Consider the following 26,011-nt stretch of genomic DNA (forward strand, 5'->3'; position numbering starts at 1 on the left):
TCACTTCACATGAAATAAAAGGAGCCTTCCCCAACAGGAAAGGCTCCTTTTTTATCATATTTTGATTCCACTGCTGATATTAGAAGACGAGAATGACGTCTGTACCAACTGTGAACTGGCTGTCTTTGGTTCCCCCATCTGAAGTGGTCCAAGGATCAGCGCCATCTGCCCAGTCCCAACGAATTTCAGGACGAACGCGGATGCAGGAATTCAACTTGTAATTCAAACCAGCGGTAATTTCGTAATAGCTTGTTCCTGGATTACCCAATTGAGTACCGTTGTGGTCTCTCCACCATTCAGCACGGATACCAGCTTGAGCACACTCACTCATTTCATAGAACAAGTACTGGTTGATACCATAAGCTTCCGCATCCTGACCAGGATCGTTGATGTCCCCATTACGGTAGAACATGTGATCGTGTTGGAACACGTAATTCAGATTATCAGTCAGTTTTTGTTGAGCAACAATGCTGAAGACAGTCAGGTTTGATGTTCCGCCAAATGCGTCATTTTCACTACCTGAGCTGATTGCGAATGCAACAGAAGTATCTTCGCTGTCACTGGTCCAGGTTACTGAACCCAGGAAGCTCCACTCGTTGTTTTGATTTTCAAAATCATCCCAACCGGTAGTGATACCACCTGTCAGAGCAATATTGTCACTCAAATCAGTACTGGCTAAGGCACCGGTGTGAGTAAACGGTTCATCATACTGCATGGTATAAGCATGTGAGTAGAAGAAGTTATCGGGAGCGGGAACGACTTCGTATCCAATCACGGTATAGAAGTGACCAACGTTTACAGTCAGACCGTTTCCAACAGGTGCATAGAATGATGCATACAACTGTGGCATTGCCAGTCCGATTTGGTTCGCGGTAGCAATATCGTTGTCAGACCATGTACCATCGAAGTTCGGAGTATTGTTAGGTCCACCGAATACAGCGGTATCAGCAGCATCAGAACCGACGAGCAGGTCAACGCGACCACCCCAACCGAAGCAGTCTTCGTTGGCTGCGGCGTCTTTTTCTAAGACAAAGTAGAGCTGGTTCAACATGAATTGGCTATCAGCCTGGTTGAATCCAACCCCGGGTGTGTTCAAGTCGTTTTGAGGTCGGTTACCATTGAAGGTAATACCGAATTCTAACCAACCACTCAGACTCCAGCCGTTGTCTTCCAGAAAGTTTCCGCAACCATCACAGTCATCAAACAGTCGAGTCAGACGACCACTGCAGCAATCACCATCATCAGATGATTCTTCTTCGCCACAGCAGGTGTTGGGGTCTGTGCAACTATTCGGATCTGTACATGTTTTGGGGGCACAGCATTCTGCTGTTAAACGATCAAGTTCAGCAGCAAGCTTATCACCGGCTTCTTCATACACTTTCGTGCAACAAGCATTTGGCTGAGATGGTGTGCAAGCTGGTGCACAGTTACCATCACCACCAAATGCTGGTGATACTGCCATCAGACCAAGCCCACTTAAAAGGAGCCCAGTCAGCCTGGCTTTTCTAGTAATTTCATTCAGTTTTTGCATATTTTAACTCCTGAGTGCACTTATGAGGTGCCTGGTCTCCGTACCGTCAATCGGGAAGGCGCATATGCTTTCAAAAACGTCATGTGAAAGCTTAAACCGACGGTGAAATTAGTTTTTCCATCGTTAGAACTAGGCGACCTGGAATGGTCGCTAAATTGAGCGCTAATGCAACGATGGTTCTAACTCGGAATATCGGAACTATTACTATTCACTTTGACCAAAAGAATTAGCGTAAGCAAAGGCTGTATAATCAGGAGGGGTTTGCCTAGTTATCTAAATGCTCATAGCAGAATATCTTACCAAATACCTAATGTTATTAAATTTGCATAAGTTTTAAGCACTTACGAGAAGATAAATTAGAGCAGAGAAACAAAGTGTTTTAATAGAAATGAATTAGGCTACGCGTAGTTTCACAGCACTATTCAAATAGTGCGTCTACAAACCCCTGTGAGTTAAACAGTTCCAAGTCGTCAATTTGTTCGCCAACACCGACATACTTAACGGGTATACCCATCTTCTGACGAATCGCGACGGTCACTCCACCACGCGCGGTTCCATCTAATTTTGCTAAAATTAGTCCGGAACATTCAATTGCTTTCGTAAAATGCTCTGCCTGACTCACTCCATTTTGTCCAGTGGTCGCATCCAGAACCAGCAGACTTTCGTGTGGTGCCTCGGGGACCTTTTTACTGATGACGCGTTTAATCTTTTCCAGTTCTTCCATCAGATTCGCATGGGTTTGTAATCGACCTGCAGTATCAATAATCAAGTAGTCAGCTCCAGATTCTAATGCACTTTCACAGCCTGAATACGCGACACTCGCAGGATCGGTGCCATCGGGACGTGTTACAATTTCGCAGCCCAAGCGGTTGGCCCACATCGTCAATTGTTCTACAGCGGCTGCTCGAAATGTATCTCCGGCAGCTAACACGACGGTTTTGTTCTGTTTGAGCAGTAAGTTAGCCAGTTTGGCGATCGATGTCGTTTTTCCGACCCCATTCACGCCCGCGACCAGGATCACGGTCAAACCATTCGGATTCTTCTTGAGCGGAGATAAGGGGTCTGCGATATCCCATTTTGTATCGCCCTCCCCTTCGAGCAATGATCTCAGCTTCTCTTTGACCGTTTCTTCGATGTCATCCAGAACGACGGTACGGCCACCATGTTTTTTGCGAATTTCTTCGCAGATTTCAGAAGCGGGAGCCACACCCATATCTGTTTTAATCAGGCGCGCTTCAAATTCTTCGATTTTCTGATCATCGAGGATCTCACCTGCTTTAAATAAGTCGCGAACATCTGTTCGCATGACTTCTTTTGTTTTTTGTAAACCACGTTTTAAGCGGTCAAACAGACCCATTTTTCTACTCTCTTATATTGATAATGGACAACTATGAATTCGATGAATGAAGAATCCTGGACCGGATAATATAGTGTTCTGGTACAGACGACAAGTGGCTTAAAGCGGGAAGTCAGTTCTTCAGTTGATTAGGGAGCCGATTTTAAAAGATCGTCAAAGCGTTGAATTGCCTGATTCCAAATTTCACTCTCTTGTGGTTCATATCTGTTAGTTTCAGTAGAATTCAAGACAATTTCACGGATTTCAGCCAGCGAACTCACTGAACCTGCAGCTCTGGCTTGTACCAATACATTCCCCAAACCTGTGGCTTCCACAGGGCCTGTGATCACCGGAACCTGACAGGAATTTGCTGTGAATTGATTCAACAGTTTATTTTTCGTGCCGCCTCCCACGATGTGAATGACTTCGATAGGGGTGCCCGTCAGTTCTTCGAGCCAACCAAGTACTTTTCGATATTTCAAAGCAAGGCTTTCCAAAGCACAGCGAATAAACTGGCCTTCGGTTTCCGGAACTGGTTGGTTGGTTTCTTCACAATAATTTTTGATCGCATCCAGCATGTCATCAGGACTGAGAAACCTTGGATCATCTGGATCGACCAGAGATCGAAAAGCGTCAGCTGTTGCCGCGGCGTCTGCCAGTTCTGAGTAGTCCAGAGTTTTTCCACGGCGTTCGTAGGCGCGACGGCATTCTTGAACCAGCCAGAGACCCATAATATTTTTTAATAATCGATAGGTTCCGTCGACCCCGCCTTCGTTAGTAAAGTTCAATTCAAACGCACGCTGACCAAGTACGGCAGAATTAACTTCAACCCCCATTAAAGACCAGGTTCCGGAGCTGATATAAGCCCAGTCTGCTGTTCCGGTATGGGAAGTGGGAATTGCGGCAACAGCTGAGGCGGTATCATGCGTAGCCGGTGCAATGACATCGATTTTACCAAGACCCGTGTGTTGCATCACTTCATCACGAAGTGTTCCAAGTTTTGTTCCGGGAGGGACAACTTTGGGTAACATGGTGGTTGGAATTTCCAGATTACTAAATAAATCCCTAGCCCAGTCACCCGTTTTAGGATTCAAGCATTGCGTGGTTGTGGCATTTGTAAATTCAACGACTTGACTACCTGATAAGAGCCAATGAAAAAAGTCTGGGATGAGAAGAAATGTTTCCGCCTGATTTAAGAAGTCGGGATCTGTTTCTTGCATAGCCAACAATTGATAGAGCGTGTTCAGCTCCATAAACTGCAAGCCGGTTTCATTAAAAATATCCTCCTGTGGAACGCGTGAAATTGCCAGCTTCAGCATCCCTTCCGTTCGGGAGTCGCGATAGTGATAAGGCTGTCCCAGCAGTTCCTGTTTTTCGGAAAGTAAGACATAATCGACTCCCCAAGTATCGACACCGACCGAAGTAATTTGATCGCCATATTTTTGTGCGGCAAGTGATAATCCTTTCAAAATGGATGACCAGAGGCCAATCACATTCCAGCGACGGGTACCCGCCACCGGAACCGGTCCATTACTGAATCGGTAAATTTCTTCGAGGCGAATCTGTTTTCCATCCAGCAAACCTGCCAGCACACGGCCACTTTCAGCACCTAAATCAACTCCCAAAAAACACTGTTCTGGCATTTAATAATCCTTATCCACAGAGGATGAATACTTTGATCGAATCTCATTTATCATAGTGCCACGACAAATACAAATACATAATATAAAAACTTCACTGGAATTTCATTGCATACTGGTTGTTCCCATACAAAGAATTACAGATCATGGTAGCATCTGTTTCAACGTGTTTCGTGTTACGATAAGAATCAAGCAGACACTGAAACAGTTGTTCTTCGACTTATTCAAATTGTTAAGAAACTTTCAATAATTCAAATGAATCAGGCACGATTTTCCTGGTTCCTTGTTCTCTTCAAAAGCCGAATGAAATGAACCAGAAATCTGAAGAAACTGTAGAAAATTCGTTCGGGACGCGATTTAAAATCGCCTTAAAAAATTTGGGTATCGGGATTGTATTTGTGATCGCGGGGCTATTTTTACTGTGGCATAACGAAACAAACAATCTAGAGCATGAGATCAGTATCGCTCAAGCGGAGTCTGTTCTCTCAGAAAATCAGGAAACGACACCAGACAAGCAAGAGAATGAAACAACAGAAGATTCTCATTTAAGTAAAGCAACAGTGTTAATCTGGGGCTTTCGGCTTGCCAGTTGGATCATACTATTCCTGGGCTTGGCGACTCTCTTTAAGCCTTTGGTCGTGCTTGTGGAAAAGATTCCTTTATTGGGTAACTTTGTAGGACGCGGGATTACTGTTTTTGCCTTACTCAGTTCTTTAAGTCTTTCGCTCATTCTCGTTTCTGCAGTCTGGATGGTGGCGCGACCGGTCTATGGGGCCGTTTTGCTTTTACTGGGAGTCGTCCCGCTCTTGATCCTGTATCGTTCTGGTAAGCGTGGTCGATTGAAACATGCGCTCAAACAAACCTGAACTGATTGATGACTACGTTTTTGTAATTGTTACATAAAAAAGAATGTGGTCTTTTCCTTGATGTTCTATCTCTCCCAGAGTGTTGAATGTCTGCCTGCGGGTTCCCAACTTTCTGCCCAAGAACGCAGGATTCCTACAAGTCGAATAACCCACATAACCGATACCTTTGATATATCTGATACTCTTCACGCAGAAATTCCTGCGCTACAGAGTCATTTATTACTGAAGCTGTCTTACATGGAAGGCAGTTTCGTCGAGTCCCTTGGCTTGTAGACTTCTATAAAATGAGATTGAAGTACAACATGGTAAATCCGGCCTACCGATTGATGCTTGGGATGATAGTGATCCTGTCAGGGATAGGGCTTCGTTCTGCACAGGCGCAGTATAATACTGGAACGCCTGCTCAACCGGGAACAATGTTTACATCCGCTCCTTATCAGCCTCAGTATTCACCAGAGCAAAATTACGGAACAGATCCGGAATACTATCAGTCCATGGATCAATATGCTTCGGGTTATAATAGAGGCTCCTATTATGGAGCCGGTGATCAATCAGAAATGATTACTCGTGTATTACCCGTCGATCGTGGCTGGGCCTATGATCATCCAGCGGATGGCTTCTTTAAGAATATTGTTTCTAACAGTTGGATGCGAGTTGAATATTTGCTCTGGAAGTCACCTCCCGGAAATCAGTTAGTTGGTGCTCCAATTACTGCTACATCTGACCCAAGACAACCTTTTACAGCATTCGATACCTCTGGGGGAGCCACGCTTTCTACGAAGGTGGCTGATCTCAGTACAATTGGTCGAGAGGGCTCCAATGGAATCCGGGGGACTTTTGGAATTGATTTTAACAATGGGAGTATCGAGACATCGTTTTTTGGAATGGACTCGGATGTGAGTTCTGTTTCCTATGGGGCGGCAGAGCTATTAGGTGCCAACTTTGGTCAAACGAATCAGATTACGATTACCACTTTACTGGATGGTCAAATAAACGATATTCGACGAAATTTTAATCAAAAGTATGCGATTCAATATCAGTCTTCAGCTTGGGGCGCGCAAAGTAATTATGTGATTAATACAGAGCGTCTCTTTTTTAGAACCTATTATGGTGCTGGCGGTTTACAAATTCGTCCTCTAGTCGGATTTCGTTACTTAAAAATTGGAGAAGAGATGATCATTCAAGGGTCTTTCGAAAACCTGGATGCAACTCCTCCGATTCCACTATTTGAAACCACTGTCAATTCGGCAACAAGTAACAAACTATATGTGCCTCAAGCGGGAATTCGCATGGAATTCGTGCATCCCTGGTTTACTATTTCAGCAGAGCCAAAGGTTGGATTTGGTGTCAATAACTATAACGGAAGTGTGTTGACGAATCAATTTTTGGGCGCAACAGATCCGATTCATGTAACACAAATCTCAAATACAAGATTTGCACCCACATTTGAATTTGGTGTGAATGCTCGAATACATCTCAGTGAAAATTTCACATTCAATGTCGGTTATAACTTCCTGTGGGCGAATCACATTGCCAGGCCGGGATCAACGACTTTCTACAATGTTTCTTCATCTAACCTGACTGATGGTGTATCGTTACGAGCACAAGACAGTCTTGAGAGCTATAAACTACATGGTTTGGTCATTGGTGGCGAAATTCGCTTACCGTAAAAATTCTGATGGGTGACTTGAAAGAATCAACTAACAGGTCTATCTCAATCAGGCGATCAGTTTTTCGACGACTTTTCCACCGACATTAGTCAGTCGAATATCGAGGCCACCAAACTTCTGAGCTAATTTTAAGTGATTCATGCCAAACAAGTGGAGCAGCGTTGCATGAAAATCATTAATGTGTACCGGCTCATCTTCCACTGACCAGCCAAGTTCGCTCGTCTTACCGATGACTTGTCCGCCTTTGACACCTCCACCGGCCATCCAGAGACTGAACGCGTTAGGGTGATGGTCACGGCCTGTGACTGCTTTAGAGCCAGTACGATTTTCACCGAGTGGCGTTCGCCCGAATTCTCCGGCCATCACAACCAGAGTGGAATCGAGTAATCCACGTTGCTTCAGGTCTTTCAGTAATGCAGCAACGGGTTGATCTACGATATTCGTATTACGGGTAAGACCAGCATCAAGTCCACTATGATGATCCCAGGAAGCATGATAGAGATTAATAAATCGAACACCCCGTTCTACCAACCTGCGTGCTAAAAGACAATTGCGTGCAAAGGCCGCTTCGGCGTCCGAGCCTCCTCCCCGTTTCCCTTTTTTGGTGTCACCCTTTCGATTGACTCCATACGCGGTTTGAGTTGCTTTGGTTTCGCTTGATAAATCTATCAACTCAGGAGCCGAGGATTGCATTTGAAATGCTAATTCATAGCTGGCGATGCGGCTGGCAATTTCCTCATCACCAGTCTGGTCAAGCTGCTTGCGATTTAAACGCTTGATGGCTTCCAGTCCCGATTTTTGAATTTCCGAACTGATTCCCGGAGGATTATTCAAATTCAGAACCGGCTCACCTTTATTTCTGAATAGAACTCCGGCATAAGTCGATGGTAAAGAGCCGCTTGACCAGAGCGATGCACCTCCACTTGCACCACGTCCTGCTGTCAGTACAACATAACCCGGTAAGTTGGTAGATTGACTTCCCAGTCCGTAAGTCAACCAGGAACCGATGCTGGGTCTGCCGAACCGACCGACTCCGGTATTCATCATGAGTTGAGCGGGATGATGATTGAACTGTTCCGTATACATTGAACGAACCAATGCAATATCATCTGCACAGGACGCGATATTCGGAAGTAAGTCGGAAAATTCGGTCCCACATTCACCATGTTTGGTGAATTTTCGAGGGCTACCACTCAAAGTTGCAGTTTCTTTGTTGATAAACGCAAAACGAACTTTTTCAGTGACCTCTTTAGGAAGAGGTTGTCCATTTAGCTCCTGGAGTTTTGGTTTGGGGTCATATAGATCAATTTGACTGGGGCCACCCGCCAGAAAGATAAAGATACAGTTTTTCGCTTTTCCTGGAAAATGCGAGTCTTTGGGGGCGAGAGGATTTGACAGATTAGTATCCGAAGCAAGTAAGCCTTCCTTTTCCATCATCGCAGCCAGTGCATAACCAGCCACACTGCAGGAAGAGTTCAGCAGAAAGCGACGACGTGCCAGATTTAAAGAATCAGAATAGGTATTCATCGTTTTTTCTGTCCAAATCGAAAAGTGATCTTTTAAAATTACATGTAGTATTTTTTATGCTACTAGCCACGTGTGACAAACTCATCCAGATTCATTAAAACTCGTCCAATAATAATCCAGGCTGCCACTTCTTGTGGAGTACTACCAGCGGGAATCTTTTGACCTTTAGTAAGCTGAGTGACGGCTTTCTGATCTGACTTAAGGATTTGAGTTTGATCTCGATAAAGTTGCTTAACGATGTTGAGATCTTCATCCGAAGGTGGTCGCGCCAGGCAGAGTTGAAACGCATGTTTGATGCGAGTATCGAGCTGAGAGCCCTTGTTTTGTGTTTCCGCAACAATACGCCTTCCAAGTGTCTGCGAACATTCAAAAAAGACCGGGTCATTCCAGATTGTCAACGCCTGGATGGGAGTGTTTGATCTTTCTCTACGTGTACAGCTCAGATTCGAATCAGGAGAATCGAAGGCCATTAGCATGGGGTACGGAACCGTTCTTTGGAAAAACGTATATAATCCTCGCCGGTAGCGATCGTCCCCTTTGCTGGTAGGCCATTTGACTGAATTCGCGTATCCCAAGCTGGCGACACCATCAGGTTGGGGGGGATTCACACTGCGGCCTCCGATCTTATGTTTCAATAATCCACTGACAGCAAGCGCCTGATCACGGACGATCTCAGCTTCAACGCGTAGACGGTTTTGATGAGACAACCAGGTATTATAGGGATTGCGTTCTGCTAGCTCTGGTCTACTGTTTGAAGACTGGCGATACGTGGCTGATGTGACAATTAATTTATGGAGCTGTTTCAAACTCCAGTTGTTTTCACGGAATTGCGTTGCAAGCCAATCCAGAAGTTCTGGATGAGAAGGAGGTTCACCCTGTGTACCAAAATCATCAAGCGTAGACACGATGCCGCGTCCAAAATAATGGTTCCAAATACGATTCACGGTGACCCGCGCCGTTAACGGATTTTGGGGGCTGAATAACCACCGCGCCAGATCAAGACGATTGGGTTTTTGAATGTTCAGCGGTGGCAGGACCGCGGGTGTGTTTGGCTGAACTTCGTCAGCCGGGTTTAGAAAATCACCACGAACCATAAGATGTGTTTTGCGAGGAACCTTGAGGTGGCTCACAACCTGAGCTTTTGTAGTTTCAGCCGGATTCTTGGGTGCTTTTTTTCTGTGGGCGAGTTCGGCTTCTTTCAGCTTTTTAAGCTGAGGATCTATTGTATGGTAGTATTCCAGAAGTTCCTGTTGTTGAGAAGCAGTTCGTTGATTACGAGGTGTGTTTAGCGTATCAACGATCATATCCGTCATGCCTATCAGGGGCAATGGTTTGGATCCGGTAGTCAGTGACAGTCGAAATCGCCCCAGGTTATGATACAGTTTTCGCGTGGTTGAGTGCTGAAGTGAAACGGTAACGAGCGTACCTTTCTCAGAACCAAAGGCTGTTTTGGTTTCAAAGGTTGCGATCTGTTTCTTTCCCTGTTGTGGACTAATCGACCAGCCGGTATGGGGGCTGTTGTTAATGACGCGGTCAACTTTATATCCCGCCATCTCAAAACTGGCCTGAGCTTTTTGGAGAGGGATTTCTGTCGTTGTTTGGGGAGTTTCCAGGTCCGCAGCTTTCACAGTGAGCATTGTCAGTTCGAAATCTCCGGAAGGACTACGTCCGGGACCGTTTTTCGGAAGGCTGGGATCTGGTAATGCTTCAAGGCGGATTCCGTTGATGTTTTTCAGGTTCGTCTTGAACGTGATCGTATAAATTTCTGCGCGTCCCGGGTTATGTCCTCCCGCCAATATAGAACGATCGGGCAGGATCTTGAGGGTTGAATTTTGTTTGGCATGGACTGACTCGGGCTTCAGAATGGTCCAGATTGCCTTTTTCTTCGGATTTTGCTGTTCCCATTTTATCAGTGATTGATTCAGTTGAGTTTGTTCAAAATCCTGAATCGCTTTGACGAGTGGGCCATGGTCTTTTTGATAAATTTGATTCGCCTTTTCGTAGGCGGCACGTTCTTCAGGCAGGGGAGCACCGATATTCGGTTCAGTCAAAGAATTGAAGAAGGCGTACAGCCGATAATATTCGCGTTGAGTGAGAGGGTCGTACTTATGGGTGTGACATTGTCCACATCCCACAGTGATTCCCAGCCAGACTGATCCCAGTGTATTCGTGCGGTCGACGGTTCGTTTGACGCGGTCTTCTTCCGGATCGGTCCCGCCTTCACGGTTAATGAGAGTATTCCGATGGAATCCGGTTGCCACCAGTTGATCGGTCGTGGGATTCGGTAATAAATCACCGGCGAGTTGTTCTATCGAAAATTGATCGAAGGGCAGATCTTCATTTAACGCATCGATGACCCAGGTTCTCCAGCGCCAGGCATGCGGTCGTTTACTGTCTTTCTCAAATCCGTCACTATCCGCATAACGAGCTAAATCGAGCCAGTGTCTCCCCCAGCGTTCCCCATAGTGCCGGGAGGCGAGTAGATGATCAACCAGTTTTTCATACCAGTTTGGATCTGTGTCTGTGGTCCATTGCTCATATTCTTTAATGGAGGGGGGGAGTCCGATTAAATCCAGATAGACTCTTCGAACGAGAGTATTACGGTCTGCTTCTTCAGAAGGGAGTACTTTTTCCTGTTCCAGTTTTTGCAGGATGAATGCGTCGATGCCATTTTTAACCCAGGAGTTGAGCTGAACCTGGGGAAGAGGATTTGATTGAATGGGTTGGAACGCCCAATGATCTGAGCCGGGAAGTTTTTCATTTTGATCAGCAGAATCTGGCCACTTTGCGCCTGCTTCAATCCAACGTTTGACCAGTGCCAGTTCTGCTTTAGAGAGAGGTGTTCCTTCACCTTCGGGGGGCATTTTATCGCCATCACCCGTTCCTGAAATGCGGTGATAGAGTTCACTCTTTTCAGTTTGACCAGGGATAATCGCAATTCCGCTGTCGCCCCCTTCCAGGGCGCGGCTTTTGAGATCGAGTCGAAAACCGCCTTCCTGTTTTTCTCGCCCATGGCAAGAATAACATTTCGCTTGAAAGAGCGGTTTAATTTGTTTGAGATAATCAGGTTTGTGAGAATCGGTAGTGGTGTCTTTCGCGAAGACAAACGACATTTGGCTTATGACATAAAAAGCAACGATTATCCAGGCAGTGAAATGGGTTGCAGGACACTTCATGTTTTGCCTCATATGATCAGGCAATTCAACGATCTGGGTGCGTCTCTGGAAGGCCAATGTTACGCCATCGCAACATGGGAGAACAGGTAAGTCCCCTTTATGATCACTGTAATTGATATACTAAACTGCGAATACCATCCTTGTCAATTCTTTACTTCTTGATCGCTTTTGACTAGGCCAGAATCAAAAAAAACTTTAAAGGGGAGTCAGAGCCGTCTCTAAAGGTCTGTTGGTAGTAGTGGTTTAGCTGAGAGATCGATTTGAGAATCTATTTCTTTGTGGAATGCGGAATTGATGCCTGTATGGGGAACAGTTTTAAAAGTGCTTTTCTGTTGGGACGTGAACCATACTCGCATAATTCGAAGGCTTCAGCATATTTGATCTTCTTCCCAATTTCTTCCCCATAAATAGCAATCAGTTCAGTCCGATATTTGTTTGCTTCAGAAGATTGTCTGCGTACCCAGGAGGGGCGAAGGTGTTCGATTCGTAATTCAGGGGGATTGGCAGGAGGAACTTTAGCGGCACGTTCCGGGTTTCCCCCAGCACCACCTTCCAGGGATTGTGAAACCAGTTGTGCGACTGCTTTGAGTTTCTGGTCAAATACGTTGTCGATGGCAACAACCACATTTGGTCGGAAGGGGTAGGGCTTTTGAAAGCGGTCGCTGGAATACATAAAGACCGGGTTTTTTTTCAAATGTGGAACATTCGGGCAGAAGTAAGGGACCGTAACCATGAATGCGGCATCCTGAACCAGCACCCCAACATAACGATGATCTGGATGGTAGTCCCAGGGACGATGTGAGATGACGAGATCGGCCTTCCATTCACGAATCAATCGCACTATTTTTTTTCGATTTTCCAGTGTCGGCAGCAATTCACCGTCATGAATATCGAGAACTTCTGTTTCAACTCCAAGAATTTTACCCGCTGCTTTGACCTCAGCGGCCCTTCTTTGCGCCAGTGTCCCGCCTGCCATTTCAAAGTGACCAATATCCCCGTTCGTGACAGAGACCAGTTTTACTTTGTGTCCTTGTTGCGCCCACAGGGCAGCAGTCCCTCCATCTTTATATTCTGCATCGTCGGGATGTGCTCCGAAGCAAATGATGCGTAACGAACCGCTTTCTTCTGCTTGAACAGAAAACGTGCAGAGTAGAGAGAAAAGTAAAACGAAGGTTATGCGAATGATACTTGTCAAGTTTGTTTTCATGGTGCTTTGCTCCGGTAATCACTGAGGTTTTTTCTGAATCTTCCATTCAAAATACCTCAGTTTGGTGGTGAGTGATAGTGCTGCGCACAAAAAAATCAAGGCCCGGTTTACTGAGCCTTGATTCAGAAGTTTCATGATAATCTACGAATAGTGTGTTAAGGTGAAAAGCTGCGTGCTGTTTCACTTCTGGTTTTGGTCTTTTCTTTTGAGCTACTCGCAGTCTCTGTTCGATTCCGTGCTCGTTCCTGTGCCATACCTACTAATTGAGCTGCAAATTGAATTTCATTTGGCTTGAAGTAGGGAGTGGGAGGAGAGCCACCCAGGTGTTTGACTGACTTGGATGCAAGTTCCTGCCAGCTCATTTTATCGGCCAAATGCCAGGCTGCCGCCTGTCCTGCTTGTTGATTGACACGACCTGTAGCAACAAACTTGAGAAGTTCTTGCAGTGCAGGATCTTTGACCATATCTTCTGTTTTGACCATACGATATTTCATACGAGGAGCAGGTTCTGCTTTACCATGCTCCAGGCAAACAGATGTGTAGGGGACATAAACTGTTTTTTCAGGTGGAATTGAGAAGAAACCTCCACCAGCAGCACCACCGCCGGCTCCTAAACCACCCCCTCCAAGACCACCACCTAATCCACCGCCAGCACCACCACCGGCTGTTTGAGCACCACCACCCTGTCCTAAGCCTCCTCCAAGTCCACCGCCGAGTCCTCCACCACCCAGACCACCACCCAAGGCACCTTGCTTGAGGACTTGAACAGCGAGGAACGTTTCAGGGAGTTTTACATTAAGTGGTTTCGAATTGTTGTTCGTAATCAAAACGTTTCCACCTTTTGAGTTTTTGGCTACGATTTTGACATCGACCGTACCGTCTTCCATAGCGGTGAAAATGTCATCAATCTTCTCTGCAGAGGGATTGTATTTTTGAGGTCGAATCGACTTCTTTGCCGCTTCGAGATTTGTGCTCAGACAGAGTGCCAGGCAGCCAACGGAAAGAAACATCATGCATCGGGACGTGAGATTTCTGGACAACATAGAAATTGTTCCTGTGGTTCACTTAGAGAATACCACCCAAGTGTGGTGTAAGAATAGAATTCATCGTTCTTACGGGAGCAGTCATTTTTCCCAACTATCCCGTCATCTACATCTTACAGCATATAAAACAGTCCTGGCAATAAAAAGTTGCCTGGAAACGAACTTTTTCACAAGTCAGCTTGAGGGCTGTTTATGTGAAACCGGTCAGGTAAATGATGAGAGGGGCCAGATTGTGCGGATTATGTGGCACATATCAGTGGCAGAGTATTAGCGGGTTCGTAATAATTTCGGCTAAGTCGTTTTTGAAATAGGAGATTTTGGCATTAGAAGTCTCCTAAACCCCTGAAAATGTTAATGATTGTTAACGCGAATTCACTTTGAATTGCCAGGAAGGATGTATGTTCCAGGAAATCAATGCAGAGAATGCCGTTGAGTATTTAAAGGCCCATCAACATCTCAAATCTGATGAAACGGCATCTGCAGAAGCTCTGGCGTGGGGGGTTTCTAATATAGTCATTCGTATATATAGGGATGACTCGGAAGACTTTGTGATCAAACAGTCGCGAGAACAACTCCGCACGCAGGCACAGTGGTTTTGTGAGCTCGACCGAATCTGGCGGGAGTTAGAAGTCATGCAGGAGTTGCAGAACCTGCTACCAGAAGGAGTTGTGCCACGTATTCTGTTTGAAGATCGAGAGAACTATCTGTTTGCCATGCAGGCAATCGATCCCGAGCATCAAGTTTGGAAAGCAGAATTATTAGATGGAAAATTTGATCAGAAAATAGCACATGATTTGGGAAGCTATTTAAGTGCCATTCACCGTAAAAGTTTTATGAACGGAGAATATCAAACGCGCTGGGGGGATCAAAGGGTATTTGATCAACTCAGAATTGATCCATTTTATCGCTATATCCTGAAATCGCACTCGGAAATCAAACCCTGGATTGAAGATTTAATCAAGGAGATGACTGGCAATCAAATCTGTCTCGTCTTGGCGGATTTCAGCCCTAAGAATATTTTGATCACTGAGCAAGGCATTCATTTAGTCGATTTTGAGACTGCTCATTTTGGTGATCCCGCGTTTGACCTTGGTTTTTTTCTCAGTCATCTATTACTGAAAGCGATTTTTCATCAAGAACAGGGAAATCATTGTATTCAACTGGCTGAAGGTTTCTGGGAGCAGTACGTTAAGCACGGGGCTCAGTTGTCTCTGCCTGATGTTAGAGAGGCAACCAAAATGGAAGAGCAGGAATTGGGAAGCCGCACAATTCGTCATTTGGCAGCGTGTATGTTATCGCGGGTCGATGGTAAAAGTACGGTCGATTATCTCACCGAGCCTGATCAACAAGACCAGGTTCGTTCTTTCGCTCTTTCTTTGATTCTGGATCCACCCGATTCGTTACAAAGAGCAGTTTCACGATTAACTGAGATGTTGAATTCGTGAATACCAATCGGGTGACGGTTAAGTGATTTCCTGTTATCTTATTAGATGAGTTGGTCGAGTCACTTAGATTTATTAACCATTACATTAGCAACGGCAGTCAGGAGAGTGATCTGTCATGACGCAAATAGAATATGTGCAGGCGCGAGAAGTTTTTGATAGTCGTGGAAATCCCACGGTAGAAGTAGAAATCTGTTGTGCGAACTCTCGCTCTGGCAGAGCTATTGTTCCCAGTGGGGCCAGTACAGGAAAATTTGAAGCAGTTGAGTTGCGTGATCAAGATTTAGAGCGTTTCGATGGATTGGGAGTCACTCAGGCGGTTGAAAACGTCCGTGGCGAGATTGCAGAGGCATTAATTGGTCAGGATGCCGCCGACCAACGCGAGATCGATTCAAAGCTGTGTGAACTGGACGGTACCGAGAACAAATCGCGGTTGGGAGCCAATGCGATCTTAGGAGCCTCCCTGGCAGCCGCCTATGCAGCTGCGGAATCGCAACAGCAGAGCCCCGTTGAGCGTTTTGCTGAAATCTGGTCTGACTATGTTTCTGATAACGAGGACAGTCAGGACCAACGAACCTCTTTATTAGCACAGTCAATGTTACTGCCACTACCCATGGTCAATATGATTTCAGGTGGACTTCATGCAGGGCGTAATCTCGATTTTCAAGATTTCCTGATCCTGCCCGTAGGAGCGACTTCATATCGGCAGGCGTTTGAGTGGATTGTGACGATCTACCGTCGACTGGGTCAGATCTTGAATAAAACAGGGCACGAAGGATCATTGATTGGAGATGAAGGTGGTTACGGTCCCAAGCTAAGCAGTAATAGTGAAGCGGTCAAGTTTGTTGTAGCAGCCATTGAATCTGCAGGATTGAATCCTGGTGAAGATGTCGCGATCGGATTGGATGTCGCCAGTACTCACTTTTACGATTCTGAAACGGGAACCTATCATTTAAATGCAACAGGAGATGAGGCACTCTCGGCAGATGATGTGATCGATATGCTTGAGCGGTGGGTCGATACGTATCCGATTATCAGCATCGAGGATGGTTTGGCAGAAGATGACTGGGAAGGCTGGAAAAAACTGACTGAACGCTTGGGACATCGTGTGCAATTAATTGGTGATGATTTTTTTGTCACCAATCATCGACGTTTGCAGCAAGGGATTGACACTCAGACGGCGAACAGTGTTTTAATCAAATTGAATCAGATAGGAACGCTTTCTGAAACTCTGGAAACATTAAAAATGTCAATTGATCATGGGTATTGGCCCGTTGTTTCTGCTCGTAGTGGTGAAACAGAAGATACGACGATTGCCGATCTCGTAGTGGCAACAGGGGCGGGGCAGCTCAAAGTGGGGTCGGTCGGGCGGAGTGAAAGACTGGCGAAGTATAATCAATTGCTCAGACTGGAAGAAAAATTATCTGATCGAGCAGGTTATCATGGAGGCCGTATTTTTTCCTGTTTGAAACAATAAAATCCATTTCTCATGCTGGCCGCTACGATATAAAAAGAGCCCCCGAATATTTCGGAGGCTCTTTTTTGCAATATAAGGAGTAGACTCAGTTCCGCATTAACTAATTCGCGACGACTTGATTTCCTTTTGATCCCTGTTCGGGCAGGAGTTCAACATCAAGTGTTGCCAGTAACTGGCCTTTTTTATTCATAATGTGCATTTTGGCTTCAGTCGCCTTTCCTAATCCGATTTGAGGAGTCTGGAAACCAAGTTTCGTATCTTCCCATTTTTCTATCTTGGCGGGCAAACCCATTTCGTTGATTTCAATAATGACCATCCCTTGTTCATTTCCTAATCCCTGGGCTGTTAATTGAAATTGTTGGCCGGCAACTAAGGCAAGACGTTCAGGTTGAGTTTTCTCTGCGTTGGCTGGTGCTGCGACAACTGCTTCCCCAATTTCGTTAATGAAAACTGGCTCACAAGAGATGATTTGACAAGGAACAATAATGGGGTCTTCACAAATAACAGGATACCAGGGTCGGCAAACTGGTGGACACCAGGGACGGACGTTGATGTGACACCAGGGACGATACCAGAGGTTGTGACCATGATGATGTCCTATGCGATGACCATGGAAAAAATTCTTGTGTTTGATGTGCTTATTGCGGTGCAGATCTGGTTTATGTTGTGGTTTGAAAGGATGTTTCGTATTTACTTTACCAATTTTTGAAAAGTCTTGTTTCTGATTTGTGATTGGTCTTTTTACGAACGGTCTTTTCATATTGTTTTGTGACGAAGGAAATTTAATCTCTTTTGTAAACTTATGGTTCGTGGTTTTGTGAAAGCCTTTGAAGTTTGAATTTTTTGGAGTCATCTTTTTGAATTGGGATTGGTAATTTTGTTTGGGAACAAACTTTTTTGTCTGTGGGGCATGGAATTTTTGCCTGGTGCTGAATTTCTTCATGGATGAATTTCGATTTCGTTGTGAAGAAAATGAGCGGCTGCGATTACTGAATGACCGACCTGATGATCGTCCAAAAGACTTTCCTGAAGAGCGATTTCCGGCTGAAGCGTCTTCTGTGATAGTGAGTAAGGTGACCACAACACACGTGAAGAGAGTTGTTGCAAATTTCATCGTTCCGTTCCCTTTAGTTATGATTGGTTAGAGTTGAGTTTGTTGTCTCACACTCCACCAAGCGGGAACGCTTAAAATTTGTTACAACGTTTTATTGAAAAAGCATTAATCAAATGATCACTGGTTTGTGCGGTGGTTCTTAGAGTAAAGCGCGCTGAGGGAATCAAAATCAGCCTGAAGTACTTGAAAAACTCGCAAAATGCTGACTGCGCCAAGAGTTCCAGCCACAGTTAAAATACCAATTGCAATTTTATCATCCAGATTGATCATCGCCAGTGAGGCGATACTGAGCATGGGGACGAGGAATGCCATAATCAAATAAACCCAGGTCAGACGTTTCATCTGTTTGAACGTATCTGGTGCCTGTTGACTGAAATCATTTTCTTTAAGCAAGCGAGGATATATTGCGTGCAGGCTGAGATAGGTGATTCCAAAAAAAGGATAACTGGCAGCGATGAGACCACACAGTAAGAGTGAACCCAGGAAATGTGCATAGGCAGAAGCTGGCAATGCGCCAATGGCATAGTGCATACTGATGGGATATGCAATGCCCGCGATGATCCATTCTGTCGTACAGATGAGCGCAGCATAATGTCCCAATCGTAGACACCGCTTTTGAATGAGTTTGGTATCCTGTTTTTCTTTATGGTTCTCAGATATTTTCCCATGACGAAATTGGAGTGTCGTCCAGGTTAGCCAACCAATCAGGCTAAGCCCCAACGGATAAGCAATGAGATTGATGACCGATTGAATTTGCCAGAATGCCTCTTGTGAGTTCTTTAAATGTTCAACGATATGCTTTTGATTGTGAAAGAAGTTGAACAGGCCCGCGAAAAGATTGGGGATCAAAACAATCAAGACCACAATGGGAATTTCCCATCCTCTCAGGCGTGAGGACCAACTTGTGGAGGGGGGAAATAAAATCTGCTGTGCTCTGGGATTGAGGCATAATTCCAACTGGTTCGCCAAATTTGCTCCGGACGTCCAGCGTTCTTCAAGTTCGGGAGCCAGGCATTTTTGAAGCACATTGACCAGATGCTCGGGGCAGTCGGGAGGCAGGTGTTGTGGACTGGCTTTCAAGGAGGCGCCTGCCTTGCGTTGTGAAATCATCTGTTTTAAGAGTGTCGACCAGCCTGAACTGACTGGAAGATCTTGAAAGGCACGAACTCCCGTTAATAATTCCCAGAGTACTAAGCCAAGGGAGTAAATGTCACTTTTCTCGTCAAGACTTTCCGGCAGCCGTTGATGTGTGGGGTCGTAAGCTTCCAGTTGTTCTGGGGACATATACGCTAGACTTCCCCCAAAATAAGCAGCAGGTGTGGTACCTGTGACGGCAGAACTGAAGCTGATATTAAAATCGGCCAGTTTGGGAATGCCTTCCGCTGTCAGCAGTACATTTGCTGGTTTGATATCACGGTGTAAAACCCCTTTCTTATGTGCATAATTCAATGCGTTTGCCAGACGAATTCCCAACCAGCAAATCGTTTCCGGCCATGTGAGGGAGTTTATCTTTTGATAAATTAAAGACTCGGAAGGCCGAGATTCCCCACGTAACTCCAGAGATTGGTTCACCGCGGAAACCAATATTTTTCCTGAGCGTTCTGCGGGTGCTGTTTTTCGAATGATCTCAACCACTGACTGCAACGTTCCTCCGGGAAGGTATTGCATATACAGCAAACGAATTTTTTTGTCAGGCATGATGCGCTGATCGAATACTCGTACGATATTATCATGATCTAATTGAGCCAGTGTTTGTGGTTCGCTACTGGAATCTTCTGAAATTTTCAACGCGACGATACGTTGCATCGACGTTTGACGCGCCTGATATACTTTCGCGAATGCACCTTTACCTAACAAAGTTAAAAGTTCAAAATCATCGACGGTATGTCCTGGTTGAAAGTGATGGAACGCTTGTGGCGGGCACTGATTGATGATTTTTGTGGTGACATAAGCATGATTCAAGTCGAATAGCTGCTCCAGTTGGGGGCTGACAGTGGGAAATAAACTGAGATAGTCAGCAGGATCCACTTCAAATCCATTTTGACGGAGCAGATGGAATTCTTCATACAGCAGATCAACGGGAATGGTGTCCTCCAGCAGCATGGGGAATTCGTCGAGATATTCCTTGATGCGCTTGGGAAAGTTAAATCGTTCCCAACGAAATTCCAGATCAATTTTAATGAGTTCAATTAACAGGAAACGGCTGAGTGTTTCATCGTTCTGCTGATACTGCTTGATTTCCGGAGGCGCTTGTTGTGTTTCCCAGTCATTTACAAACTGTTCCATCACTTCAGTCAATGCAGAGAGCGCGCTCAGACTATCTAATGAATCCAGTTGATGCAATGGTTCAGACAACAGTAAGCTCCTGAGGGGGAGAATGACAATCCGACTAAAAATATCGTGACTGTTTCAGTAGCTGGCTTGTTTTGACGATGGTATAAAGAGAAAACTTTCCACACATTTATCTTTCCACACATTTATGTAGTATAGTAATCAATCAACAACAGTGTGGAAAGTAGAACGCTTATCGGACTTTGTCAGCTTATTGCAGGAAGTATGAAATACTAATGACGACTGATATCGAAGATCTGATTAACCAGATAAAAGAGGGGAATGAGCCGGCTTTACTGAAGTTCATGGAAATGCATCGAGATCCTCTGATGGCATTTATTAATAAAAACATGAGCGATGGGCTGAAAAGTAAAGTAGAAGCAGCAGATATTCTACAGGAAGTTTCCCTCAGTGCTGTTCAATCCTTATCCAAAATGGATTTTGAACATAAGCCACCCTTTAGCTGGCTCTGTCATCTTGCTGATCAAAAAATTATCGATAACCATCGGAAATATTTCCAGGCACAAAAGCGGGCTGCCGGTCGTGAGGTCAAACAACAGTCAGCAGGTGATGGCGAGAAACAGGGGTTTATGGATTTGCTAATTGCCAGTATCACCAGTCCCAGTCAGGCGTTTTCGCGTGGTGCCAGGGAAATGAAATTGCTCGTGGCGCTGGAGTCTTTACCAGAAGAGAATCGAGAAGCCATACGTCTCAAATATGTCGAAGGACTTCCCACAAAAGAGATTGCTACTCAAATGGACAAAACAGATGTCGCCGTTCGTGTGATGGTCAGTCGTTCGATGGCCAAATTACAGGAAAAGTTGAAAAACGAAGATGAGTTCAAAAGTATGCTCTAGCACGCCCCATTTATCTATAGCGGCTTAATAGCATTTATACAAAATTCAAACAGCGCTGAAGACGCTATAATCAACCTGGATACAGGGCTAGGTACGACTGATGCTTACTCTGCTTCGTTCGCAAGTTGGGGCGACAGTTCGGTATTGATACGGTCGATCATTTGCCGAAGTCTTCCCAGATTCTTTCGATTGAAAATCAGAGAGATACGTGGCAAGTCAGTCAAGTGGGAATCGTCTTTTTCTAGTTCATGTGCATCGACTTTAGAGATGATACCTGAGGCAAGTATGTCTTTGAATTCATCATTCAGTTTTTCGATAAATTCATTGCTCGGTTCAACATGCAAACGTAGCACTAAGCGACCGCTTACATAGCGCATACTGTTATAGACACTATAAAAACCGATAATTTCATCGACCGCATCTTCAAGGTTATCGGTAATATAAAAGAGCGATAAATCTTCTTCGGAAATCAGTTCCTGTTTGAGAAGATTGTTTTTGATAAATGCTTCCCAATCTTTCCAGTAAGTATCACCGGGAGTATCCAACAGCACAATTGGCATTGGGTCGCGTTTGCCGGTTTGGACTAAAGTCAATGTTTCGAATGCTTCATCCAGGGTTCCAAACCCACCGGCACAACAGACGATTGCATGAACTTCTTTCACAAACAATAGTTTTCGTGTGAAGAAATAATTTAAGTTAACCAGCTTCTCGTCTTTGTGAATGACATAGTTGGGCTCCTGCTCGAAGGGGAGCATAATATTGACGCCCATGGACATATCTGTGCCCGCGCCGACATGTGCTGCTTCCATGATTCCAGGACCTGCGCCGGTGACCGTCATCCATTTTTCTTCAGCCATTCGGCGGCCGAATTGAAGTGCCTGCTGGTAAGCGGGATCGTCAGGTAGTGTTCGTGCAGAACCAAAGACTGTTACTTTACGCTGTTTGCGATAGGGAGTGAATACCTTGAACGCGTATCTTAGTTCTTTCAGAGCACGATCAAGTATTTTGAGATCACCACGGGTTGCCTGATCCTGCTTTAATTTATCTGCAGTCTCTTTGATGGTGGCAATGATTGACTCATGCGCATAGAGCTCCGAACTATGTTCTGTGGGCAACACGTCTGATTCGGAGACTTCAGGTCGTGTTTTTCGATATTTCCTCGACATGATTCATTAATCCTTTAACATAACTGGTCGAGATCTCTCTTTGGGTGATAGCTATGATTGACTACCCCATCAAGGCATCGAGAGCTTCATCTCTAGTTTCATAAATTGCCCAAAGAGTATCGAGTGCGGTAATTCTTAACAACTCGTTAGCCATTTTGCTGGCACCACATAAGACGAGTTCACCACCTCTACTCCGGACATGTTTATGGCAACGTAGTAAGAGTGCCAAAAATACGGAACCAAAGTAGCTAACATCACTCAGGTCAAAGACCACCATAGGAATTTCTACTTCCTGCAGAGGAGACATTACGATATCAGCTGCCTGTTCAATCAGATCCCAACTCATGGATTCGACATTACTTGCTGGAATGATGACAACTGTATTTCCATGCCATTCCAATTGAAAGTCGTCGTGGTAATTAGACATTTGGTTGTTCCGCAATGATTTAAAGCATTCTTTGCAAATAGAAATCTAGGATTCCGCTCCATAATACTGTGAAGCAGGAAATGAGAACAGTCTTTCGGGACCTCAAAACCAAGAATTCATACTTAACGGCCTGTAAACAGGCGGGAAGCTGATTGAGAGTGGTGGGATTGCCACCAATTCATCCAGATTTCGGCTTGTTCTGAATGTTTTATTGAAGAGCTCAGGTCTGCTGGTTGCTCAGAAGGGGGAACCAGTTTTTTAAGGCTGATGAGAATTTCTTTCATAATGATGTGATTGCGTTCTGTCCAAGCTAATTGAATGAGTGGTTCGACAAAACGAGTTTGGCCCGAGTTCCCCATTTCCTGTATCGCATCAGTGCGTATTGAATTGAGAGTATTATTGGAAAGCCGTACCAGTTCCTGCATACCTTGCACATCCCCCAATCGACTCAATGCTGCAACCGTTTGAAAACGAATTCTCTGATTCGAGTGTGTCAATAGTGAACGCAGAGAGGGGCCAGAATCTAGTTCTGCAGAGGAATTTTGAATGCCTGTAATCGCAATTGGATTATGGCACTGACCAATGGCATTGATGGCTGCGAGTTGCACGGATTCATTCTTATCATTTAAGAGAGGTAATAGCCAGATTGCATATTGGGGTAACCCGTATGTGCCAAAGTATTCGCAACCCAGAATCCGAATATCAGGCCAATTATGATTGATTGCCAGTAAAGCAAGCTGAGCTGCTTCTTCATAATTGTCTTTGGCAATCGATGACATCACAATCCGCCAGACCAGCCGATCTTGTTCTTGAGCCATTATTTTACGAAGTCGTTTTACAATGATCGGACTTAATGACACATGCTGTGAACTTTGTAAAAGTTGTTGAGCTGCTTTGCGGCGATCTGAAAGATGAACGCTTGCAAGTTGATTCAATGCAGCATAACGGGGATTTAACTGAGGCAGAAGATCGTGATAAACTTCATTTGGTATTTGGATCGATGTTTCCAGGACTAATTTTTCCAAGATACTGAGTTCTTCAGCAGAAATACTCAAAAGCTCTTGATAAGCCTGGTGATATTCTGCCGATTGACGAGGGTAGTTAAGAATATCCTGGAAGTAAGATTGGATTTCTGCAAGTCGACGCTTATCGTTCTCGCGAGGATCTTGTAAGCCTTGTTTTATGAGTTGATCCCACAAGCCACCGGGAAGTCGTTCCGTTTGCATCAGTTCTCTGACAGCCACAATTCGTTCAGCTCGGGGAGCTTCTATTGATATCGCACCACTGGAGCCGATGCGATCGGTCAATTGAAGCACACTATCTCTTCGGGTTTTGTAAACACCTTCTTGAATTCCCTCGAGTAATAGTGGAATTGCCAACTCGTCGGGCCAGTTTGAGATCGATTGAACAACAGCAAGTTGAACTTCGGAATTACGGTCTCGAATTAAGGATCGAAGTAATAACGCGGCTTCGGGGGAATCAGTCTGGCCTAGCCCTTTCGCTACAGTAAGGCGAACCGAAGAAGATTTATCATTGATCAGTGGTTCTAGATAGTGCGCTCCCCAGGGAGTAAGGCCAAGGGCGGCTGAGACGCGTGAACTTTCGTGTTGTCGCTTTGATTGTTGTTTGAGCAGTTCTAAAGCAGTTTCCGTTCCCAGGATTCCCATAAATTCAATCGCTTTGTTTTGAACTTTGAGGTCAGCGTCTCTGAGCTGGGACATGAGTATTGTGATAGCGTCAGGGTGCTGTACCAAAGCAGCCCAAAAACCAAAATGCCAACGCATGGTCGGGTCAGAATCCCAACGAACCTGCATCATATTTTCAGGCCAGACTGTCGTTTTGAAATCCGAAGATTTCTCTAATGAATAGCCTGGGTGTAAGAATTGGTCCTGTTTTGCATAAAACCACAGTCCGTGAATGAGACAGGCATCCATGGCAGAGCGTCGTAAATTTTTAGGAGGGAGTGTTTTGTTATCACTAATATCCAAAGCCTGGTTCAGTGTCGGGATTTCGGCGGGGGGAACAAAACGAGCCAATCCTCGGTAGAGTTCTCCACGCAGTTTGATTGAAATATCAGGCCTTTGGAGTAACTGAGTCAATCTGTTTTTGGTTTTGAAGGGAATCGCGTCTGCTTCAGAGAGAACGAGGCAAATTGCGTTGATGGCTGCATGTTTCATCGCAGGTGAAAGAGGGGGTAGTTCAGGCTTCGATTTGTTTTTTCCTGTTTTTTGATTTGGTGAAGTGCCTTCAGCCATTCTTTCGAGGTTGAGAATCTTTTTGTCAGGGTTATTTTGTGTTAATTTGGGTTTACGGGTGGGAGCATCGAATGCGACTTTTTCTAAAATCGGAAGTGTTGTTAAAGCAGTTGCTGGTTCTAAAGTCCCCCAAAGGATCGCAGCATTCCAGCCTGCTAGAGAATTCCATTCCGAAAGCGCTTTCAGTGCAGCGAATTTTCCTTGTGGTAGAACCGATGCCGTTTCATTTGTTGAAGATTGGAAACTGGTTCTAGTGAAAAAATCTTGTAGTGTATTTACTGACCAGTGTTCAGGCTGTACTGATTCTTTTTCACGGAGCTGATTTGGTTCTGGCTGGGAATTCTGAGTAGTTTTATTTTTTTCTTGAGACGAAAGATCCACTGTTTCCTGCGATGCGACAGGAGTGTCTTTTTTGATGGGCTCGACGATCACTTTTTGTTTTTCCAATGACCCAAACATCCAGCGGTGCACGTCTATGGATGAATTAAGGGGATCGGAAGCTTGGTCCAGTCGAGTTTTCCATTCTTTGAATGCAGACCAATGATGATTTTGAAACCATAAATCCTGGGATAAATAAGTATGGAGTCCTTCCAGCTCCTTCGGCACTTGCTTCGTCTCTTTCTTGAGTATTGAGGCATATGTCTGTTGGACATTTCGGAGCAGATTCTTTTGACAACCTGAAAGCAGTGCGCAGCAGCTCAATAGACCGGTCAAAATCAGGTATGCATAGAGACGCTGATGTGTGACTGGTCGTTCTGACAAACAGTTTCTGCTATGAAGGCCAGACTGCATTTGAGGAGTAGGAGTAAAGACAGAGAAAGAAATGGTGGGAGAGACAGAGAGAATGGAGGGTAGGATCCTATCAAAAATCAAAAAATGGCAGAAGAGCATTCTGATCCTGATCAGTGGGAAGAGACTGGAATACAGGGGAAACTGATATCTGAGT

At 45.0% G+C, this 26,011-nt stretch carries 17 protein-coding genes; 5 read left to right on the forward strand and 12 right to left on the reverse strand.

Annotated features, from left to right (window positions below; genetic code table 11):
• Window positions 1–79: 79 nt before the first annotated feature.
• The 3 genes from V202x_RS19610 to rhaB all read right to left on the reverse strand — a co-directional run bounded on the left by V202x_RS19610 (window position 80) and on the right by rhaB (window position 4,510).
• Window positions 80–1,531, reverse strand: a complete 1,452-nt coding sequence (locus tag V202x_RS19610; protein ID WP_145178479.1) for a porin — start codon at window positions 1,529–1,531, stop codon at window positions 80–82.
• A gap of 418 nt (window positions 1,532–1,949) precedes the next feature.
• Window positions 1,950–2,888: a signal recognition particle-docking protein FtsY gene (ftsY, locus tag V202x_RS19615; RefSeq protein ID WP_145178481.1), complete on the reverse strand. Its 939-nt coding sequence runs from the start codon at window positions 2,886–2,888 to the stop codon at window positions 1,950–1,952.
• Window positions 2,889–3,016: 128 nt separating this feature from the next.
• Window positions 3,017–4,510, reverse strand: a complete 1,494-nt coding sequence (gene rhaB / locus V202x_RS19620; RefSeq protein ID WP_145178483.1) for a rhamnulokinase — start codon at window positions 4,508–4,510, stop codon at window positions 3,017–3,019.
• Between the two features lie 305 nt (window positions 4,511–4,815).
• On the opposite strand from rhaB, the gene V202x_RS19625 reads away from it, so the two are divergent.
• Both V202x_RS19625 and V202x_RS19630 read left to right on the forward strand, forming a co-directional pair.
• Window positions 4,816–5,373, forward strand: a complete 558-nt coding sequence (locus tag V202x_RS19625) for a TMEM43 family protein (RefSeq protein WP_145178485.1) — start codon at window positions 4,816–4,818, stop codon at window positions 5,371–5,373.
• 302 nt (window positions 5,374–5,675) lie between these two features.
• A complete protein-coding gene (locus V202x_RS19630; RefSeq protein WP_197992977.1) occupies window positions 5,676–7,043 on the forward strand; it encodes a BBP7 family outer membrane beta-barrel protein in 1,368 nt (455 codons plus the stop codon).
• A gap of 48 nt (window positions 7,044–7,091) precedes the next feature.
• Here the strand turns inward: V202x_RS19630 and V202x_RS19635 are convergent, their stop codons facing one another.
• The 4 genes from V202x_RS19635 to V202x_RS27585 all read right to left on the reverse strand — a co-directional run bounded on the left by V202x_RS19635 (window position 7,092) and on the right by V202x_RS27585 (window position 13,996).
• Window positions 7,092–8,570, reverse strand: a complete 1,479-nt coding sequence (locus V202x_RS19635) for a DUF1501 domain-containing protein (RefSeq protein ID WP_145178489.1) — start codon at window positions 8,568–8,570, stop codon at window positions 7,092–7,094.
• A 62-nt stretch (window positions 8,571–8,632) separates the two neighbouring features.
• Window positions 8,633–11,746 carry a DUF1553 domain-containing protein gene (locus tag V202x_RS19640; RefSeq protein WP_197992978.1) on the reverse strand — a complete coding sequence of 1,038 codons (3,114 nt, stop codon included), beginning with the start codon at window positions 11,744–11,746 and terminating at the stop codon, window positions 8,633–8,635.
• Window positions 11,747–12,014: 268 nt separating this feature from the next.
• Window positions 12,015–12,953, reverse strand: coding sequence for a PIG-L deacetylase family protein (locus V202x_RS19645; protein ID WP_145178493.1), 939 nt, complete (start codon window positions 12,951–12,953; stop codon window positions 12,015–12,017).
• A 155-nt stretch (window positions 12,954–13,108) separates the two neighbouring features.
• Window positions 13,109–13,996: a hypothetical protein gene (locus V202x_RS27585; RefSeq protein WP_197992979.1), complete on the reverse strand. Its 888-nt coding sequence runs from the start codon at window positions 13,994–13,996 to the stop codon at window positions 13,109–13,111.
• Window positions 13,997–14,394: 398 nt separating this feature from the next.
• On the opposite strand from V202x_RS27585, the gene V202x_RS19650 reads away from it, so the two are divergent.
• On the forward strand, window positions 14,395–15,441 hold the full coding sequence (locus V202x_RS19650; RefSeq protein ID WP_145178495.1) for a phosphotransferase family protein: 1,047 nt from the start codon (window positions 14,395–14,397) through the stop codon (window positions 15,439–15,441).
• A gap of 115 nt (window positions 15,442–15,556) precedes the next feature.
• Complete coding sequence (gene eno / locus V202x_RS19655; protein WP_145178497.1) at window positions 15,557–16,915, forward strand: phosphopyruvate hydratase; 1,359 nt, start codon at window positions 15,557–15,559, stop codon at window positions 16,913–16,915.
• Between the two features lie 100 nt (window positions 16,916–17,015).
• Here eno and V202x_RS19660 read toward each other — a convergent pair whose 3' ends face one another.
• Window positions 17,016–18,029, reverse strand: coding sequence for a hypothetical protein (locus V202x_RS19660; RefSeq protein WP_145178499.1), 1,014 nt, complete (start codon window positions 18,027–18,029; stop codon window positions 17,016–17,018).
• A 117-nt stretch (window positions 18,030–18,146) separates the two neighbouring features.
• Window positions 18,147–20,384, reverse strand: a complete 2,238-nt coding sequence (locus tag V202x_RS19665) for a serine/threonine-protein kinase (RefSeq protein WP_145178501.1) — start codon at window positions 20,382–20,384, stop codon at window positions 18,147–18,149.
• A 212-nt stretch (window positions 20,385–20,596) separates the two neighbouring features.
• On the opposite strand from V202x_RS19665, the gene V202x_RS19670 reads away from it, so the two are divergent.
• Window positions 20,597–21,217 carry an RNA polymerase sigma factor gene (locus V202x_RS19670; RefSeq protein WP_145178503.1) on the forward strand — a complete coding sequence of 207 codons (621 nt, stop codon included), beginning with the start codon at window positions 20,597–20,599 and terminating at the stop codon, window positions 21,215–21,217.
• Between the two features lie 104 nt (window positions 21,218–21,321).
• Here the strand turns inward: V202x_RS19670 and V202x_RS19675 are convergent, their stop codons facing one another.
• The 3 genes from V202x_RS19675 to V202x_RS19685 all read right to left on the reverse strand — a co-directional run bounded on the left by V202x_RS19675 (window position 21,322) and on the right by V202x_RS19685 (window position 25,827).
• Complete coding sequence (locus V202x_RS19675; protein WP_144985491.1) at window positions 21,322–22,383, reverse strand: TIGR00730 family Rossman fold protein; 1,062 nt, start codon at window positions 22,381–22,383, stop codon at window positions 21,322–21,324.
• Between the two features lie 61 nt (window positions 22,384–22,444).
• Window positions 22,445–22,810, reverse strand: a complete 366-nt coding sequence (locus tag V202x_RS19680; RefSeq protein ID WP_144985492.1) for an STAS domain-containing protein — start codon at window positions 22,808–22,810, stop codon at window positions 22,445–22,447.
• Between the two features lie 122 nt (window positions 22,811–22,932).
• Window positions 22,933–25,827 (reverse strand): HEAT repeat domain-containing protein, encoded by a 2,895-nt coding sequence (locus V202x_RS19685; protein ID WP_197992980.1) that lies wholly within the window; start codon window positions 25,825–25,827, stop codon window positions 22,933–22,935.
• Between the last annotated feature and the right edge of the window lie 184 nt (window positions 25,828–26,011).

It is taken from the genome of Gimesia aquarii, assembly GCF_007748175.1.
GTDB classification, from domain to species: domain Bacteria; phylum Planctomycetota; class Planctomycetia; order Planctomycetales; family Planctomycetaceae; genus Gimesia; species Gimesia aquarii_A.